This is a genomic window from Marinobacter adhaerens HP15, from assembly GCF_000166295.1.
Taxonomy (GTDB): domain Bacteria; phylum Pseudomonadota; class Gammaproteobacteria; order Pseudomonadales; family Oleiphilaceae; genus Marinobacter; species Marinobacter adhaerens.
Genome location: NC_017507.1, coordinates 148,363 through 163,584 on the forward strand (window position 1 = coordinate 148,363; position 15,222 = coordinate 163,584).

Annotated in this window: 12 protein-coding genes; 7 read left to right on the forward strand and 5 right to left on the reverse strand. The window is 50.1% G+C overall.

Going from position 1 to position 15,222, the window contains the following annotated elements; genetic code table 11:
* Positions 1 to 145: 145 nt before the first annotated feature.
* Positions 146 to 1,534 carry a cytochrome P450 gene (locus HP15_RS21480; protein ID WP_014579434.1) on the reverse strand — a complete coding sequence of 463 codons (1,389 nt, stop codon included), beginning with the start codon at positions 1,532 to 1,534 and terminating at the stop codon, positions 146 to 148.
* Between the two features lie 12 nt (positions 1,535 to 1,546).
* Positions 1,547 to 1,867, reverse strand: coding sequence for a 2Fe-2S iron-sulfur cluster-binding protein (locus HP15_RS21485; RefSeq protein WP_014579435.1), 321 nt, complete (start codon positions 1,865 to 1,867; stop codon positions 1,547 to 1,549).
* A gap of 244 nt (positions 1,868 to 2,111) precedes the next feature.
* Between HP15_RS21485 and HP15_RS21490 the strand changes: the two genes are divergently transcribed.
* Positions 2,112 to 3,068 (forward strand): AraC family transcriptional regulator, encoded by a 957-nt coding sequence (locus tag HP15_RS21490; RefSeq protein WP_169702254.1) that lies wholly within the window; start codon positions 2,112 to 2,114, stop codon positions 3,066 to 3,068.
* Between the two features lie 443 nt (positions 3,069 to 3,511).
* On the forward strand, positions 3,512 to 4,741 hold the full coding sequence (locus tag HP15_RS21495) for a DUF4236 domain-containing protein (protein ID WP_014579437.1): 1,230 nt from the start codon (positions 3,512 to 3,514) through the stop codon (positions 4,739 to 4,741).
* A 303-nt stretch (positions 4,742 to 5,044) separates the two neighbouring features.
* Here the strand turns inward: HP15_RS21495 and HP15_RS21500 are convergent, their stop codons facing one another.
* Complete coding sequence (locus HP15_RS21500) at positions 5,045 to 5,707, reverse strand: type II toxin-antitoxin system HicB family antitoxin (RefSeq protein ID WP_169702255.1); 663 nt, start codon at positions 5,705 to 5,707, stop codon at positions 5,045 to 5,047.
* Positions 5,708 to 6,710: 1,003 nt separating this feature from the next.
* On the opposite strand from HP15_RS21500, the gene HP15_RS22450 reads away from it, so the two are divergent.
* Positions 6,711 to 7,121 carry a hypothetical protein gene (locus tag HP15_RS22450; protein WP_156484309.1) on the forward strand — a complete coding sequence of 137 codons (411 nt, stop codon included), beginning with the start codon at positions 6,711 to 6,713 and terminating at the stop codon, positions 7,119 to 7,121.
* 454 nt (positions 7,122 to 7,575) lie between these two features.
* Here the strand turns inward: HP15_RS22450 and HP15_RS21505 are convergent, their stop codons facing one another.
* Positions 7,576 to 9,048: a metal-dependent hydrolase family protein gene (locus HP15_RS21505; protein WP_014579441.1), complete on the reverse strand. Its 1,473-nt coding sequence runs from the start codon at positions 9,046 to 9,048 to the stop codon at positions 7,576 to 7,578.
* A 137-nt stretch (positions 9,049 to 9,185) separates the two neighbouring features.
* Between HP15_RS21505 and HP15_RS22155 the strand changes: the two genes are divergently transcribed.
* A complete protein-coding gene (locus tag HP15_RS22155; RefSeq protein ID WP_014579442.1) occupies positions 9,186 to 9,710 on the forward strand; it encodes a hypothetical protein in 525 nt (174 codons plus the stop codon).
* 142 nt (positions 9,711 to 9,852) lie between these two features.
* Complete coding sequence (locus HP15_RS21510; protein ID WP_014579443.1) at positions 9,853 to 10,752, forward strand: fatty acid desaturase family protein; 900 nt, start codon at positions 9,853 to 9,855, stop codon at positions 10,750 to 10,752.
* Between the two features lie 231 nt (positions 10,753 to 10,983).
* On the opposite strand, the gene HP15_RS21515 is transcribed toward HP15_RS21510, so the two are convergent.
* On the reverse strand, positions 10,984 to 11,886 hold the full coding sequence (locus tag HP15_RS21515) for an alpha/beta fold hydrolase (RefSeq protein WP_041646822.1): 903 nt from the start codon (positions 11,884 to 11,886) through the stop codon (positions 10,984 to 10,986).
* Between the two features lie 303 nt (positions 11,887 to 12,189).
* Between HP15_RS21515 and HP15_RS21520 the strand changes: the two genes are divergently transcribed.
* The gene (locus tag HP15_RS21520) at positions 12,190 to 14,526 is read left to right on the forward strand and encodes a galactose oxidase-like domain-containing protein (RefSeq protein ID WP_014579445.1); all 2,337 of its coding nucleotides are present in this window, start codon (positions 12,190 to 12,192) and stop codon (positions 14,524 to 14,526) included.
* A gap of 8 nt (positions 14,527 to 14,534) precedes the next feature.
* Positions 14,535 to 15,095: a hypothetical protein gene (locus HP15_RS21525; RefSeq protein WP_041646824.1), complete on the forward strand. Its 561-nt coding sequence runs from the start codon at positions 14,535 to 14,537 to the stop codon at positions 15,093 to 15,095.
* Positions 15,096 to 15,222 lie beyond the last annotated feature (127 nt).

A 15,222-nucleotide genomic window follows, 5' to 3' on the forward strand; every position in this document is an offset into this window, starting at 1 on the left:
GACTGACATCTAAGAGGCACAGTCGACTAGCAGAGTTACATGTCACGATCGCATAACTAAATTATCACCGCCCTTGCAATGCGTTCTCGCTCGCCTGCAACTGGGCCTCTACCTATTCACGCTCAAGCTTTGCTTTTTCTGTAACTCACTCCTGATTCTTTTTAGTGAGTTTGACCATCATCCTGGTATAGCCTCGAACGAAGTTTGACTGGACATATTCAGGTTCATCCAGAACCTCAATCTGGTCAAAGCGTGCCAAAACTTCTTCCCAAAGAATCCGGAGTTGCATCTCGGCTAGGCGGTTGCCCATGCACCGATGCACACCGAAACCGAAAGAAAGGTGGTTACGAGCTCCTTTACGATCAATGATGAACTGATCCGGTTTATCAATCGCTCGCTCGTCCCGGTTGCCGGATGCATACCACATGACTACCTTGTCGCCTTTGCGAATCTTTTCACCGTTTAGCTCAACGTCCTTTTTTGCAACTCGGCGCATGTAAGCCAATGGCGTCTGCCACCGGATAATTTCGGATACCATATTAGGAATGAGGGCCGGATTAGCTTTGAGCTTATCGAATTCTTTTGGGAATTTGTGCAAAGCTAACACGCCACCGGTCATCGAGTTGCGGGTAGTGTCGTTGCCACCAACGATAAGCAGTGCCAGGTTGCCCAAAAATTCCATGGGGCGATGGATCAGGTCCTTTGTATCTTCGTTATTGACCATCATGCTAATCACGTCGAAGCCCGGTTTTTCTCCCGAATCCCGAAGTGCCTCTTTTTCGCGCCACAACATGGAGAAGGATCGTGCGACGTCGGCAACAGCTGGGAAAAACTCATCTCGCCCGACATCGCCCCCGGTTGTCTCAGGGCTCGCGGCAGCCAAATCGGACCAGTACACCAGTTTGCGGCGTTGATCGTAGGGGAAGTCCAGCAGCGTTGCCAACATTCGAGCCGTAAGCTCGATGGACACATCATTGACCCAATCAATGGGTTCATCAACAGGGAGTTGATCCAGCACATCTTGAGTTCGCTGTCGGATTAAGCCTTCCAATTCCCTGAGGTTCTTGGGTGCAACCACGCCCTGCACTGCCTGTCGCTGTCTATCGTGCTTTGGAGGATCCATCGCGATGAACGTTTCAATTGCCAGTCCCGCCGGTTGATCGCCCAAAGTGATAATGGGTTCCGCGGAAAATAGATCATGTCGTTTATCTACAAAGAGGATATCGCTGAACCGGGTCACAGACCAAAAAGGCCCAAACGCGCTGTTTTGTTGAAAGTGCACCGGCTTTTCGTTTCTTAATCGCCTGAAGTAGGCGTCCCACAAACCCTGGCGCCAAAGAAAAGGATTGCTAACGTCGACATCTTCAATCGCTAGCGAAGACACATCGGGCAAGGGATGCTCCGAAAACTTCGGAGTCTGTGGTGCCAAACCAACCCTCTCCAGCGCCTGTTGCGCAAGATGGGCGGCTCTCACTTGCCACTGTATCGGCACAAAACGGGCACTAAGATTCATTGCACGGGTTTGAAGTTTCATCAGGCGTCTCCATTACATCTGAAATTCGGGCAAGCGAACCACTAGACCATCCATGGCATCGGTGATCTCAATTTGGCAAGCCAAGCGAGAGGTCGGCGCGCGCTCAGGTGTCATGTCTAGCATCTGCTGCTCGACAATGTTGGTCTTGCCGGTCTTCGCATACCAAGCATCATCGACAACCACATGGCAAGTGCCGCAAGCGCAGGCGCCCCCGCAATCAGCATCAATGCCCGGAACCATGTTGTCTGTGGCATGCTGCATCAGCGATTTGTCTGGCTCAATTTTTATCTTATGCTGAGTACCGTTGTGCTCGATAAACGTGATATGGCCCATGAATCCTCCAGAGTTCTCGGATGGCTATAGATCAGCCACAAGCGAATGAGTTTGGATGCTTTCTAGATTGCCGTGCAGAAGACGAGGCTAAAAGGTCATCAATTGACAGGAGAGGGACATAAAAAGACAATCGTACGACTGCCCTACAATTAATCAATTGATAAGCCAGATGACGCACTTAGACTCGTTCGCTTTTGCCAGTATTCCAACCAGCTATACACGGCTTATTGCGCAGGAACTGGGCATGCAAGCGAGCGACCTGCCAAAGCTACTGCGGGAAACGCACCTCACTGTCGAAGAGTTGTTGGACGAAGGCACCCGACTTAATGCCCATCAACAAATACGAGTCATCGAAAACGCTTTGCGCCTTGCCGAGGACGACAAACTGGGGGTGCGAATTGGCAGGCGGCTAACCCCGGCTGCTCATGGTCCCCTAGGTTATCTCGCGTGTAGCAGCCCTAATTTGCTGTCTGCCATTGAAGCTTTTCAGGCGTTTTTGCCAACACGAATAAGTTTTGTCAGGCTGGATCGATACATTGATCATGATCATTTAATCGTGCGCGCGATTCTTGATGCCAAAATGAATCCTGAAGTAAGCCGTTTTATGGCTGAGATATGCGCATTGACTTTGCTATCTTGCGCTGAATTTATTATTGGCCGACCTGCGCATGAGGTGGACACGTTCTTTGTCCACAAAGATCCGGGGCCGGCGGCGGGGTATGCGGATCACATTCCTGGCCGGGTCTTTTTTTCAAGTGGTGAGTTGTTCGTGCGCGTACCAATGACGTTGTGCGAGGTCGCCAACGCATCTGCGAGTAACGAAAGCTACGCCTTAGTGCGCGAACAATGCGAAATTATGTTGGCAAACCTCCCAGAAAAATCGAATACCTGCTGGCGAAAAATTGAGATAATGATGATCTCCTCCCCTGCTGGCCAATTGACTGAGGATAGCGCAGCCGCTGCGTTGTTCATCAGTAAGCGCACATTAGCTCGACGTTTGAAGCGTGAGGGTACAGGATTTCGCGAGATTCGAGATAGAATTTTAGCCCGCCAAGCCGGAAATTATCTGAAAGATAGACACCTTTCTATTGAATCCGTCGCGACATTATTGGGTTATCACGATGGTGCGAGCTTCCGTCGAGCATTCAAACGATGGTACGGAATAACGCCAGATCAGTATCGTCGAGCAAAAGGCGGTTGAAGTCATCGCTGGGACGCGCTTTTCGATAACTTGGGTTTACAGCTCCCCTCCTCAAGCGAAAGGGCCTTTCGCCATGTCCCGGCTAAAGCGAGACAATCTTCGAATATTTGGCATATCAGGCCACCGTGAATGCCGCATGCATCTATCTACAATGGCGTGGCGTAATGTCTCATGCATGTCAAGTGCGTCCTTTTATGTGCAAGCCTTACTCTCACCGCGCCACGATGGCGCGGTTTTTTTCATACACCAACAATGAAAGACACCATCTTGTTCTCAAGTCAGCCTCTATTAGCGTAAAAAGCATGGGCAACGAACTACGCCGAGCATTGGTATTAAATTAGCGGACCAATACTATATGTTCGAGATATGCAGAACCCCACGAACGTATGATGACTTCTTATCGATATATTCTTTGATCATTAGTTTTTCTAAACGGAGCTACTATGGCATTCCGCCATCGCACATCAATCCGAATCGCACCCGGCTTTCGCGTTAACATCGGTAAAAGAGGAGTGGGTTTGTCTGCGGGAACTCGCAAAACTCCACTTTCCCTACATCGACGGGGCCAATGGGAGAGTTTAAATATTCCAGACGCCGGAGTAACTTATCGCGAACGCATTGCTGGTGAAACAACTCGCAATGCCAAGGCCTATCCTTCGTTGCAACTTTCGACAGACATTCCCGACGTTGCTCGTCGAATAGAGCAAGTGCGCATTCGATCAGTAGACGGATCAATTCGGGTTTTCGATGAGCACGGTCAAGACCTTGGAGAAGACGGCCTACAAGCCGCTAAGAGCTTTGCCGCCGAGTCTTTACGCAAAGCTTTGGATACTCATATGCAGGGACACTCTGCGCTTCTCGAGTCGTTCCGTTCGCTGCATGCCCAAACGCCGTCTCCGGAGCAAACGGCAACTTATCTGCCCACGACCTTTGAAGAACCAGCGCCCGAGCCTCCACGCCTTCGAAAATTAGGCCTCATTGAACGGTTCATGTCCAAAAAGCGCGGGGAAGTCGAACGACAAAATTTTGCGACCCTTCTACTTCACCGAGAGGCGACAAAAAATTGGCAATCTGCAAAAGAGGAACATGAGCAATTTGAGGCAGAAAGGAAGTCCGCTTATAGACTTTGCCAGCAAGGAGATTGGAGCGCCATTACGCAGGTCTTTGAGGATGTTCTGGAAGATATTGATTGGCCGACTGAAGGCGACATAGCTGTAGACACAGATGAGCTGAAAAGACTGTTTAGCATCGAGGTAGAGCTACCTGATATAGAGCAAGTACCTTCGGAAGATGTAGCTGCCTATAAGCGAGGAATCGGTCTGTCCGTGAAACCATTCCCCCAACGGAAAAAACAGCAAAGATTTTGCAGCTACGCGCACTCCATGCTCTTCAGACTTATTGGGGAAGCTTTCACTGTGCACTCTGATATCAACACCGTGTTGGCGACCGCGTTTAAAACCGAAATTAACGATGCAACAGGTCAGGCAGACAACGTCTACCTCATAAGCGTCCTTGTCCATCGTAAACAATGGACCCGACTCAATTTTCAAAACCTAGATGCTGTTGACCCCATTATTGCACTTGGGCGGTTTAACATTGCTCGGTCACTGACGAAGATGCGGACTTTGATACCGATTTCATCTGAACAAATATCGGCTCTCGGTTTTCAATAGTGCTAACTTCGGAGTCTGGAGCATACATCGTAACGCTGTTCTCAAGCCGAGCTACGTACAGAGCATTCTAAATTTCTCGACACTGGAAAAACAAGCAACGCCATTATGATCATTTGCCCTAATCACCGTGCCTATCTGCCAGTAAGAACATCTTTTGAGATGCCCTAAGTGTAAGCCTCCTTTACTGAGGATTGAGGTAGTTTTTAGTACACTGGATCCAACCCCCGGAGTATACTCTGGTAACGGTCTTGTCGCTTTCATAGAGAGACCATGGGCTGGCAACGAACGACACAAAACGGCCAATTAGCTAATTTCAACGGCCAACGTGAAAAAGCGAGCATCCTGATACTCAGTTCGTTGGCGCGCCATATACAAGTCCAGTTGCCTTGGTAAAGGCTCTCCATTGGCAATTAAATGATCAAGAACGTCTTTAACACGCGGCTGAATGCGGGACAGCACTTCACTAATCGATTTTCCATTAACCAAACAACCGGGCAGTATCGGTGCAAAAGCTTCACTGATTCCATCAGGGCCCTGACGTAAACCAATCGGGATGTGTCGATGCACCGCCTCAAAGCCCCAAAACCCTCTGTCATAATTGTATGCCGGCTCAAATCGCGCCATGGAATCCAAAACCAAAACAATATCCTCAAGCAGAAACCCATACCGCTGAAGAATATCCGCAATCTCTGATGGGCTCGTCACTAAGTCCGTGTCAGGTTTGTGAGACTCGCCACTTTGATAAATTGCAAATATAAGCCTTTCTGCCAAAACCATAGGCGCCGCGGCAGTCAGGGAAATAGTTCGATTTATATCGGGAAACCGATAACCGACGTAACTCAATTCTTGAAGTAATGCCTCTAACCGCGAATCAGCCATGCTCCACACCTTGAAACACTCGGCCACAAATGCAGCTGCCTGATCACCGCTATTTAACGTCTTAAGAATGCGCTCGTCTTCAAGCAAGGAGTCGAATCGACGCAAAAGAACAACCCACTGGTCCGATGGCAGATCAACGCGTCTCTGGAGAGATCCTGGCGCGTATATCTCGACTTCGAGCCCATGTCCCTCGTTTCGCCATATATCGATACGTCCATCAGACTCTCCCAGTGACATCCACGCGCCGCAGGTTTCCTGTCGTACCAAAGTCAGACCTCTTTGTAGAATTATGCCCACTCATTGCCAAATGATGGGCAGATCAACAAACTCATCACATGGCCTAATTTATAGTGTTTATTTTGTGCTGTATAACATTACGAATTCCACAAGTAGTTGGCTTGCAATGCCGGGTAATAAGTTCTTGTAATGGTTGCTACCAGCGGTTATCGGGGACTGTCGGTAACACAGTCCCCAAATTATCGGATTACGAGCTATCTCGGCACATTCCACGGGTAATCGCTCTGTTAACAGGACCTCACACATCACTCTCCCTTCCCACCGGAAACCGTTGCCTACCCGAGATCACTACCCATTAAAGCGCTTTCTATGCCTATGTCAGCCTCAACCTCTCGTTGAATCATAGTATCCGGTTAATCCGTGGACGCAAATAAACGGCTCCGTCAAACAGATACGACCATGAATCAGGCCAAACAACACGACAAAAGTCAGGTCCGTTTTTGTTATAGTCACGACCGATGCATTCGACACTCGCAAAATATCAGTGCTGATAATTCAGCAAGGCCCACCTCCCCTTCCAACCAGCTAACGAGCGTCTCTGTGGCGGAGGCGCATGTGCCAATTCACCTTCACCATCAGCTCGTACCCCTTTCAACCACGAGTCACCAACATCTGCTTTTCTCACAGTGCTCCAACAAATGGTATTAAACCGTTCGGCAAACGACCCCGAATTCTCCCATTTACCGCTTGGGAAATGATGTTTTGTGACATAAGACGATGCCGCTCTTTGAAAACCTATTTAGGAATATCATTCGTACCAATTTGCTGGACATCGAATGTAAGGAGTGTAAACGTGGACCATTTTCTTTCCTTTATTGCCGCTGCCAGCACGCTCTCAACGACTGTTTTCCTTGTATTATGGATTCTAGAACGACGAAAAAATCGACAGTTTCGATTGGCAATTGAAACAGAGCGTTCAACGGCCAGTGGTAGCGAAACGGCTATTTTGCGATTGTCTCAAGCCTTGAATTTCCGAGATGGAGGGGTGGGTTATGCTCTGATTGCATTCAGGCGTTGTGTTGACAGCGTGCGCGATTGGGTTCCAGAACTTCTGGCAGACCCTAATATGGTTCACGACATAACTCGTGTAGATCGGTTTCTACAGCATCTGCTGAAAAACGAACTCGTCAATTCGAGTCAGCGTAAGTTGATGGATTCAATGGGTACTCAAACCGCTACGGCTCGCCCGTCGCAGTCGCAATAGCGCAAGATAACATTTTAACGCCGAAGTGAACTTGATCGAACGATTTTCCACCTATTAATGATTCCGGTGCGTATGCCTGTATACCATGCGATCAAGAGTGAGGTTGGCAAAGACAGAAGAAGTCTATTAGTTCAAGGAACTCACCGAAGAGCAATCTTAGCTTCCACAACCAGCTCAAGTGGCGTATTCCCCCAGGCGTGCACACCACGATGGCCAAAGCGCTGATTGAAACGTCCGGTGAGTTTATACAGGAGATGACCTTAGCTAAGCAAAAAGCCGTTCCTCGAGGAAAATGGCCAGATGTATTAAAAGTTCTCATTGACCTGTTTTGCACGAAACATCGAGTGTGAACTTTTTTGGACCCAAATTCACCCTGCAAACGCAAACGCTTAAACCCAATTCGTTACCAGCCTTCGTTGGTTGGCGCTCCATAGCAGGCATACGGACTATTGTGCTAAAGGGTGTTTTTGTAAACGCGCCCGCCCTTCATAATCAGCCGAAGATTAGCCTTTGGATCATTCAAAAAATCTAGTCCCTGTTCCGGACTACCATCCACTACCAAAAGGTCCGCTAAGGCGTCAGGCTCAATGATACCGAGCTTGCCTTGATAGGTGCTTCGAAGACCAGACATTGCCAGGAGCTCACCGTTTCGACCGGTCGCCATTGCCAGCGTTGTGAGCGAATCATAAAAACGCGTGAGTTTGGCGAGGTGACGCAACTGGTTCTGCGTGTTCCGAGGACTGAACAGAATATCCGTGCCCCAGGCTGTCTTGACATCAAAATGCTGCGCCATTTCGTAAGCCCGTACCGTTCCCTCCGCCACCATCCGTTGTGACTCTTGGCGTTCGGCATCAGGATAGACATTGGAATCCTCATCTTGAAGGAACGGCTGCAAACTCCACCAAGCACCCTCGCCTGCCATCATACGAACGCTTTCTTTATCTGCCAGTTGACCGTGCTCGATGGACTTCACACCCGCCCGCAGACTCCGCTGAATACCCCTAGGCGTGTAAACATGCACTGCAACGTAAGTACCCCAGTCCTCTGCGGCGTCAACTGCTGCGCGTAATTCCCGTTCGGTAAACTGTGTGCTATCCAGCGGATCATAAGTGGAAGCCACACCACCGCCCGCCATCAGTTTGATCTGAGAGGCCCCCAGCATCAATTGCTCACGAGTACGGCGGAGCACCTCGGCTTCACCATCGGCGATGACAGCGACTCCCTGTTTTTCTTGCTCGCTCAAAGGCGAATCGGCGCTCCGAGGCACCTCGTGCCGCATCCGGAAATCACCATGGCCGGAGGTTTGCGAAATCATGGCACCGGCGGGGAAGACTCTCGGACCATTAACAATTCCTTGATCGATTGCGCGTTTGAGGGCAAAGGAGGGACCACCAACATCTCGAACCGAAGTGACGCCACGCATCAGTGTACGTTCCGCTTCTTTGGCTGCGACCAGATGCACATATCCAGGATCCGCTGTCATGGCTTCAAACTGGCTTATTCCGGCCAATGTGGTATGCCAGTGGGCGTCAATAAGGCCCGGCATCACAACACGGCCGCCACAGTCCACAACTTCCGCGTTGCCGGAATCTGCCCCGTTGGCAAGCAGGGCCTGAATGCGACCGTCCTCAATGCGGATAGCAACGCCTTCACGCAGCGGTCCGCCGCTACCATCGAAAAGCCTCAAGTTTTTTAGCAGAATCGGGCGGTTGTGGTCCGAGGGCTGCTGGCTCAGAACTCTAGGGGCGCGTAATCCTGCGAACATCGCCATAACGCCGGCAGCCCCCCCAATGAACTGCCTGCGGCTGATATCCGCCATCATGCGCTCGTGAAACTGAGACAGAATCGGCGAGCCGCACTGACAGGCGCCTTGGGAATGGTGATGATTTAGAGGGTAAAACGTGGCGAAGCTGGGCAGAGCAGGCATTGAATGGCTCCCGTTAAACGATATTCTATTGTAGTCAATTTAAGCTATGCTGCGCGACAATATGGACGCGCCTTGATTCACCTGATGAGTTAAGCACAGTCCATCCGTAACTCCCCATTTAGCTAAGGAACCGATTAATGGTTAGAAAAACAACCGCCGCTTTTGTTGTCATCCTTACGGGTACGGCGATGGCCGGGTGCAGCAGTTTTCAACCTGTTACAAGTGGCACAACAGCCCCATGCGTCACCCTTCAAAACATCGTCGCCGATTACCCTAACGATTTCTCACATTTTCGCGGAAGCAGCAGTAACTTTTCCTCAGTGACTATTTACCGGGCAAAAGAACAGTTGATAAAGGGCTATTGTGAGATATGGGCGTGGGGCAACGGAGACTCTGCTTACACCTGCACGATCTCAGCGCCCGATAAAAACGTCGCCAGAAATTTACAGGCCATAGCCACCAGCCAACTCGCTGAATGCCTTGGTCCGGATTGGCAGACTGCAAAAAGTGTTCGTGAACGCGATAATAAGCCGGCAGGAGAACGTATCGATTTCGCTACTGAACGTGCCGAACTACCGTCTATTTCATTGCACCGGGTAGAAAATCTTCGTCGACACTCCGTGTACCTGTTCATCGGCTCCAGTAACCGCGAGCCCCGATAGACAAAGTGAGCAAGTTCTAGCGCGACCCCAGCCCTTTTGCATTGAAGCTGCGGATGCAAATCGAATGAATGGCCTTGAAAGACAATTAAGAAGCAGGAAAAGCGAATTACTTTGTCACATTGTCCAACAATAAAGAGAGCCCATGATGCAAGAGGAACTCACCCGTCAAAATAGAGAAGCACTTGCCGCGGCTCACAAATACATGGGAGAACCTGCGTGGCTCACCGTTGTTTTTACGGTTTTCATCTGTGCAGGTTTTATTGTGAATTTGTGGCTATTTTCCATCGGCAATACTCCAGCATGGCTCGCATTGCTATTCCTCGCGATCCTGACCTATATGGCCTACACCCCGCTGCATGAAGCTGTTCACGGAAATATACATGGCAACATAGAGACCCTGAGATGGCTAAATGACCTCTGCGGCTATCTGGTAGCTCCTCTCATCGCAGTGCCATATGCCTCGCATCGTGTGGAACATATGACCCACCATCGGTACACCAACCAACCAGAAAAAGACCCGGATTTTATCGTAAGTCGCATCGGCAATGGTCCCTGGAGTGCTTTCCTAACAGTCCTTCGTTTCGTTTGGGTTCAAAATACCTTTTTTGTCACTCGCCATTGGAAAACAGCAACGTTTGGCAAGCGTTTGACGTACCTTACCGAGTTAACTCTATCAATTGGTTGGCGAGTCATTTTTTTATCGATGATCGACAATCCTTCGGCTGCAGCAGTAGTACTTGTGGGATATGTAGCCGGCGGTGCCTTCACCGCTTACTGGTTCGCCTACAGACCACACATACCGTATCGAGAAACTCAGCGGTACAGAAATACCTGTAGCCTTATCATGCCAACTTGGATGAAACCCCTTGAGTGGTTCTGGTTAGGGCAAAACCTACACTCGATACATCACCTTTTCCCACGGGTACCATTTTACCGCTACCACGCACTGCACCAGGACATAGAATATGTTCTCAGAGCCCATGGGACACCGATCCTTGGCGCGTTTAGCCGGCAGGAGGTACAGAGCTGCAAATCTCCCTAGAGACTCACCTACGTTAGAGCGCATTCGCTCATTCCTCGACTCCGAGGGGGCTCAACCTTCTACGCTGGTGAAGTTTCTGGGTTATGGTATCTGATCACTGTGCCTCTGGCAGACATGCTTTACGCCAACTGATGGGTCGAATTTTCTGAACAGGTACAACAGCGTCGCCCAGGTGGAACAATCATCGCTATGTCGCTATAGGTATTTGCCAATTTTTTAATGAGAAAATGGTCAAAGTACGCCGCCGGCGGAATTGTACTTACGCACAAAATGTTCAAACACGATGGCAGAGCGAAATGGAACCTCAAGCATCGGCAGGTGCCCTACTCCCCTGAACAAATGAATTTCTGCGTGAGGCACCGCTGTAATAAACCAATCGCTGCACGAGGTCGGTGTAATGGTATCCCTATCACCCCACTGGACCTGAAGCGGTGGTGTTTTTACACCCAAATATCGGGCTGGGGCGAAGGCATCCGCAACCATATCGCCAAAAATATGTTCCAGTGATTCGGTCCGGCTCAATAAATCAGGTCCAAGCAAGCCCGCCATTGCAAGGCCTGAAATAGTCGGTTTGCCGTTCCCAACTTTTGTAAGCATTTGGTAAACGGCTCCCATGCTCCGAGGAATTAAGATCTCATCACGATTCGATTCAAAAGGAGCGGTGATATCCACTTGATTATGTTCCGGAATACCTGCGCTATTTAACAGCGTAACGGACTTCGGTGCCGGTTGTAGTGTATGGGCCAAAACCGCAACGATCGCACCGCCCATCGAACTTCCGACCAAGTGAACCTTTGTGGTGTCGAACTCCGAAAGCCAATTTTGCAACCTCTTCGCCTGCGTTTCAAACTGGTAGCAAGCGTCAGGGAAGTAGTCACTCTCCCCGAATCCGGGCAAATCCGGAACCAGTAAGTGCCACTCTTTCGGCAGAAACTGCGACCATAACACCCAGTTTTCTTTCATTGCGGCAAAGCCATGTACCAAAACAATGGTTGGGCTCCTTGGCCCCGGCTGTCCGCGCTCGTAGAAAACCATTCTGTGCCCGTCAATACTTGCTTCACAGCGCTTTACTCGAAGCAAATACTTCTGAGCTGCCCTGGCAGCCGGCCAAGCATTCAGTAAAGGAGTGCTCATATTGTTTTCCCAAGATTTTTGCCGATGTCGCCAACTTAGTACGCAAGGGCACAGCAAACCTTGGCCATAGCGCCCAGAGACGAGCGCTGCTCCGGCAGAAAGGGAAGTAAATAGCCGCTCATCATCCCGAACCAATCAAGTGATTATGTGTCGGTAAGACAAGTCAAAAAAGTGGCCTTGTAGGACAATATTTCACAAACCTGTTTTACATTGGACAAATTTTGCTACGCTACCAACTGAAGTTAGTTTGTACGGTATACCTTACCTCCTTCGATACAACAACAAATACTCAGGAGAGCGACAATGAATCCGAACATAAATTTCCGGTTCCGTCACATCGCGTTGGTCCTAAGCATTGCTGGTCTAACGGCCTGTGGCGGTGAATCGTCAGATAGTAGTGAATCAGCAACCATTGTGCCTCAACCCGGGGAAGCAAATGCCCCCGCAGAAGAGCAGCCGAACATCGATATCGAACCAACGCCGACATTCAAAGCAAATTATTCACCTAAAGGGTCTTTCAGCGAGCCATTCGCTGAACCCACCATTGTTGTCGATGGGGAGATTGTAGAAACCGATGGGAAATGCGTTGAAACAGCTGATGGGTTAGCTGAGTGCAAACCGGCAGCCGGCACCGTCGCACTTCTCAACGATGGGAGGATTCTTTACTTAAATGCATTGGAGGGCACGGAAAATGTCGAACTGTCCATTGTTGCAGAGTTCGGCGAAGTATCGGTCAATGACCAAAGCCGAGTGCTTTCCCTTAGTCAAAACGACGAACCGAGTTGGCTCAAACCGAGTCCTCTTCGGGCGGGAGCAAACCCAGACGGAGCAGACAGCGAAACACTGTTCAACAACACTCCTCTAGCGGTTTTGGATGGCCTTTTAGACACCGCAAACAATACCGACAAAAACGATGGCGCTCTATTTTGCAGTGATGTTGTAGGTTTGGCCGACGGAAGTGTCATGGCGGTTGGTGGCACCGATTATTACTCAGAACCAGGAATTGATGGTCTGCCTCTGGGCGTAGCTGAACTTGAAGGCATTAAAAACTCACGGATTTTTCATGCGGGCACTAATACTTGGACCCAAAGTGGCGATATGAAGTACGGCCGCTGGTATCCGTCACTGGTCACCCTGCCGGATAACAAAGTACTCGTAACCAGTGGCGTTGAAAAACTCCTTAAACCGGTGTACCCGAGCGACCCACTTAACTCGGGCCGCAACATTGTGCAAACCGAGATTTATGATCCATGCACTGGCACTTGGGCCGTTAATCCATCCACCGCAGATCGTTCTTTGCCACTTTATCCCCGACTGCACTTGCTACCAAACGGTCACGTTTTCTATAACGCGGGTGGCCAAGCCTTCAACCCGTTCGGCCAAGGTTATGATCAGGCGTTGTGGAACATTGCCGCTACCTTTAACCCGGCTTCAAATCGGTGGACGGATTTAGGATATGCGGGACTTCCTTTGAGACTTGACGAGATAGGTTTAGGACAACTTGCCAGTACGCTCAACGTTACAAACATTTCCTTAAAGCAAGCTAGTTTACTCGTCGGAGACCTCCTCGGTTCGGCATCAAATCTACTGACCGTCGCGTCTGAGCTGGATATTGACGCTGAAACCCTGAAAAGCGCCATTGGAGGAGGCATGCGGGGATCAACGTCGTCCACTATGCTTCCTCTGAAACCCAATGAAAATGGCGAGTACAACGACGCTGAATTTCTAACAGCAGGCGGCGTTCCGAGCTACGCATTGCTGACCAATCCCGGTGGATACCTGCCTATCGCACAAACACGCATCGATACAGTGCGTACAAACGGTGACGACATTGACTACGAATCTCGCCTTGCAGGGCCCCTTAATCAGCCACGTTGGTACGGCACAAATGTCCTGTTACCCGACGGTTCCGTAATGGTTTTCAGCGGCGGCAACCGCGACGGCGTTGTCGTCCCTGGCTTGGAAGGTCCGATCAAAACCGCCGAACGCTTTGATCCCGAGACTGGCACCTGGACTGAGATGGCCTCCGGCATTCGGTCCCGCACTTACCACAACACAGCGATTCTTCTGCCAGACGGTCGGGTTCTTGTTGGCGGCCACTCACCAATCAATACCGCCTATCTCAAATTTGTCGATCTCCAAGATTTTGGACTTGCACCTTACGACGGTCGAGATCCAAGTTTCGAGATTTACACGCCGCCATATGCTATGCGAAACGATCGTCCAAAGATCCTGAGCGCGCCTGAAATGCTAATGCCCGGTGACGACTTCAGTATAGAAGTCGATCAGGCAGACGCAATCGACAAGGTCTTGTTGATCCGCAGAACCGTTATGACACATGCCGTTGACAGCGACCAAAGAGCAATTGAGTTACCGATAGCCAAAAAGAGCGGAAATGAACTGAAGTTAGCAATGCCGCAAAAGAACAGCGTTGTCCCCGCAGGTCAGTATATGCTCTTTATTAGCAAAGATACGCCAGAAGGACGGGTACCATCTGTTGCTGCCTCTGTCAGCGTGCAAACGCCTGACTCTCTGCAGTGCAGCGGTGGTACTCAGTTGGTAGACGAGAGTGGAAACACGGTGGCGCCGTCCGACAGTCCACTCTCTAACCTGCTTTCCACATTATTCGGTCAGCGATAGGAGGCCACATGACGTCTATGAGACAACGCCATCCTATACAGAACGTATATTTATTAGCCGTCCTCGTTGGATTGATTGGTTTGGCTGAAGTAGTGCTAGCCCACGAGCCGCCAGGAGCGAGCGAGGTACCTAAAGGCCTGTACATTGCCACGATTAGCGACGAAGGCGACATTGCTGGCATGTCTGTGGTGATACTTGACGCTCCCCAACCAGCAGTCATGATTCGCTATGAAGCGACCGACATGCTGACTGTCTATGACAGTAACCAACGGCCTTTTTTGCGTTTTACGCAAAACAGCGTCGAGGCAAACGTGCAAAGTTCGTACTGGAAAAATTTACCCCAAAGCCAGAGCTATGAAGTCACGGGCGGAAACAGGTGGTTACAAGTTTCTGGTTCAGGTAGTTTTGGCTGGGTAGACCCCCGTTTGTCACGGACATCGCAATCTCAGCAGGACAGTCAAACCCAATGGATAATCCCAGTGAGAAAAGGTGAGCATACAGCATCTTCCATTCGTGGGCGTCTTGAGTGGCGCCCCCTCATCACTGACTTTACTAAAAGCGGCCATTAAGCAACTAACTCAACGTCGGACTGGCAAGGGTAAAAGGATTTGAATACTCAAGGGCACGGAAGCCCATGATGACGGGCATGAGAGAGAGCCCCTGATCGACAACCCTTTGCCTGTATTGCCATGATTA

Excerpts from the sequence above, each read along its gene's own strand:
- HP15_RS21510 (WP_014579443.1), top strand. The coding sequence starts at position 9,853 with ATGATGCAAGAGGAACTCACCCGTCAAAATAGAGAAGCACTTGCCGCG.
- HP15_RS21525 (WP_041646824.1), top strand. The coding sequence starts at position 14,535 with ATGACGTCTATGAGACAACGCCATCCTATACAGAACGTATATTTATTA.
- HP15_RS21495 (WP_014579437.1), top strand. The coding sequence starts at position 3,512 with ATGGCATTCCGCCATCGCACATCAATCCGAATCGCACCCGGCTTTCGC.
- HP15_RS21505 (WP_014579441.1), bottom strand. The coding sequence starts at position 9,048 with ATGCCTGCTCTGCCCAGCTTCGCCACGTTTTACCCTCTAAATCATCAC.
- HP15_RS21480 (WP_014579434.1), bottom strand. The coding sequence starts at position 1,534 with ATGAAACTTCAAACCCGTGCAATGAATCTTAGTGCCCGTTTTGTGCCG.
- HP15_RS21485 (WP_014579435.1), bottom strand. The coding sequence starts at position 1,867 with ATGGGCCATATCACGTTTATCGAGCACAACGGTACTCAGCATAAGATA.
- HP15_RS21520 (WP_014579445.1), top strand. The coding sequence starts at position 12,190 with ATGAATCCGAACATAAATTTCCGGTTCCGTCACATCGCGTTGGTCCTA.
- HP15_RS22155 (WP_014579442.1), top strand. The coding sequence starts at position 9,186 with ATGGTTAGAAAAACAACCGCCGCTTTTGTTGTCATCCTTACGGGTACG.
- HP15_RS21490 (WP_169702254.1), top strand. The coding sequence starts at position 2,112 with ATGCAAGCGAGCGACCTGCCAAAGCTACTGCGGGAAACGCACCTCACT.
- HP15_RS21515 (WP_041646822.1), bottom strand. The coding sequence starts at position 11,886 with ATGAGCACTCCTTTACTGAATGCTTGGCCGGCTGCCAGGGCAGCTCAG.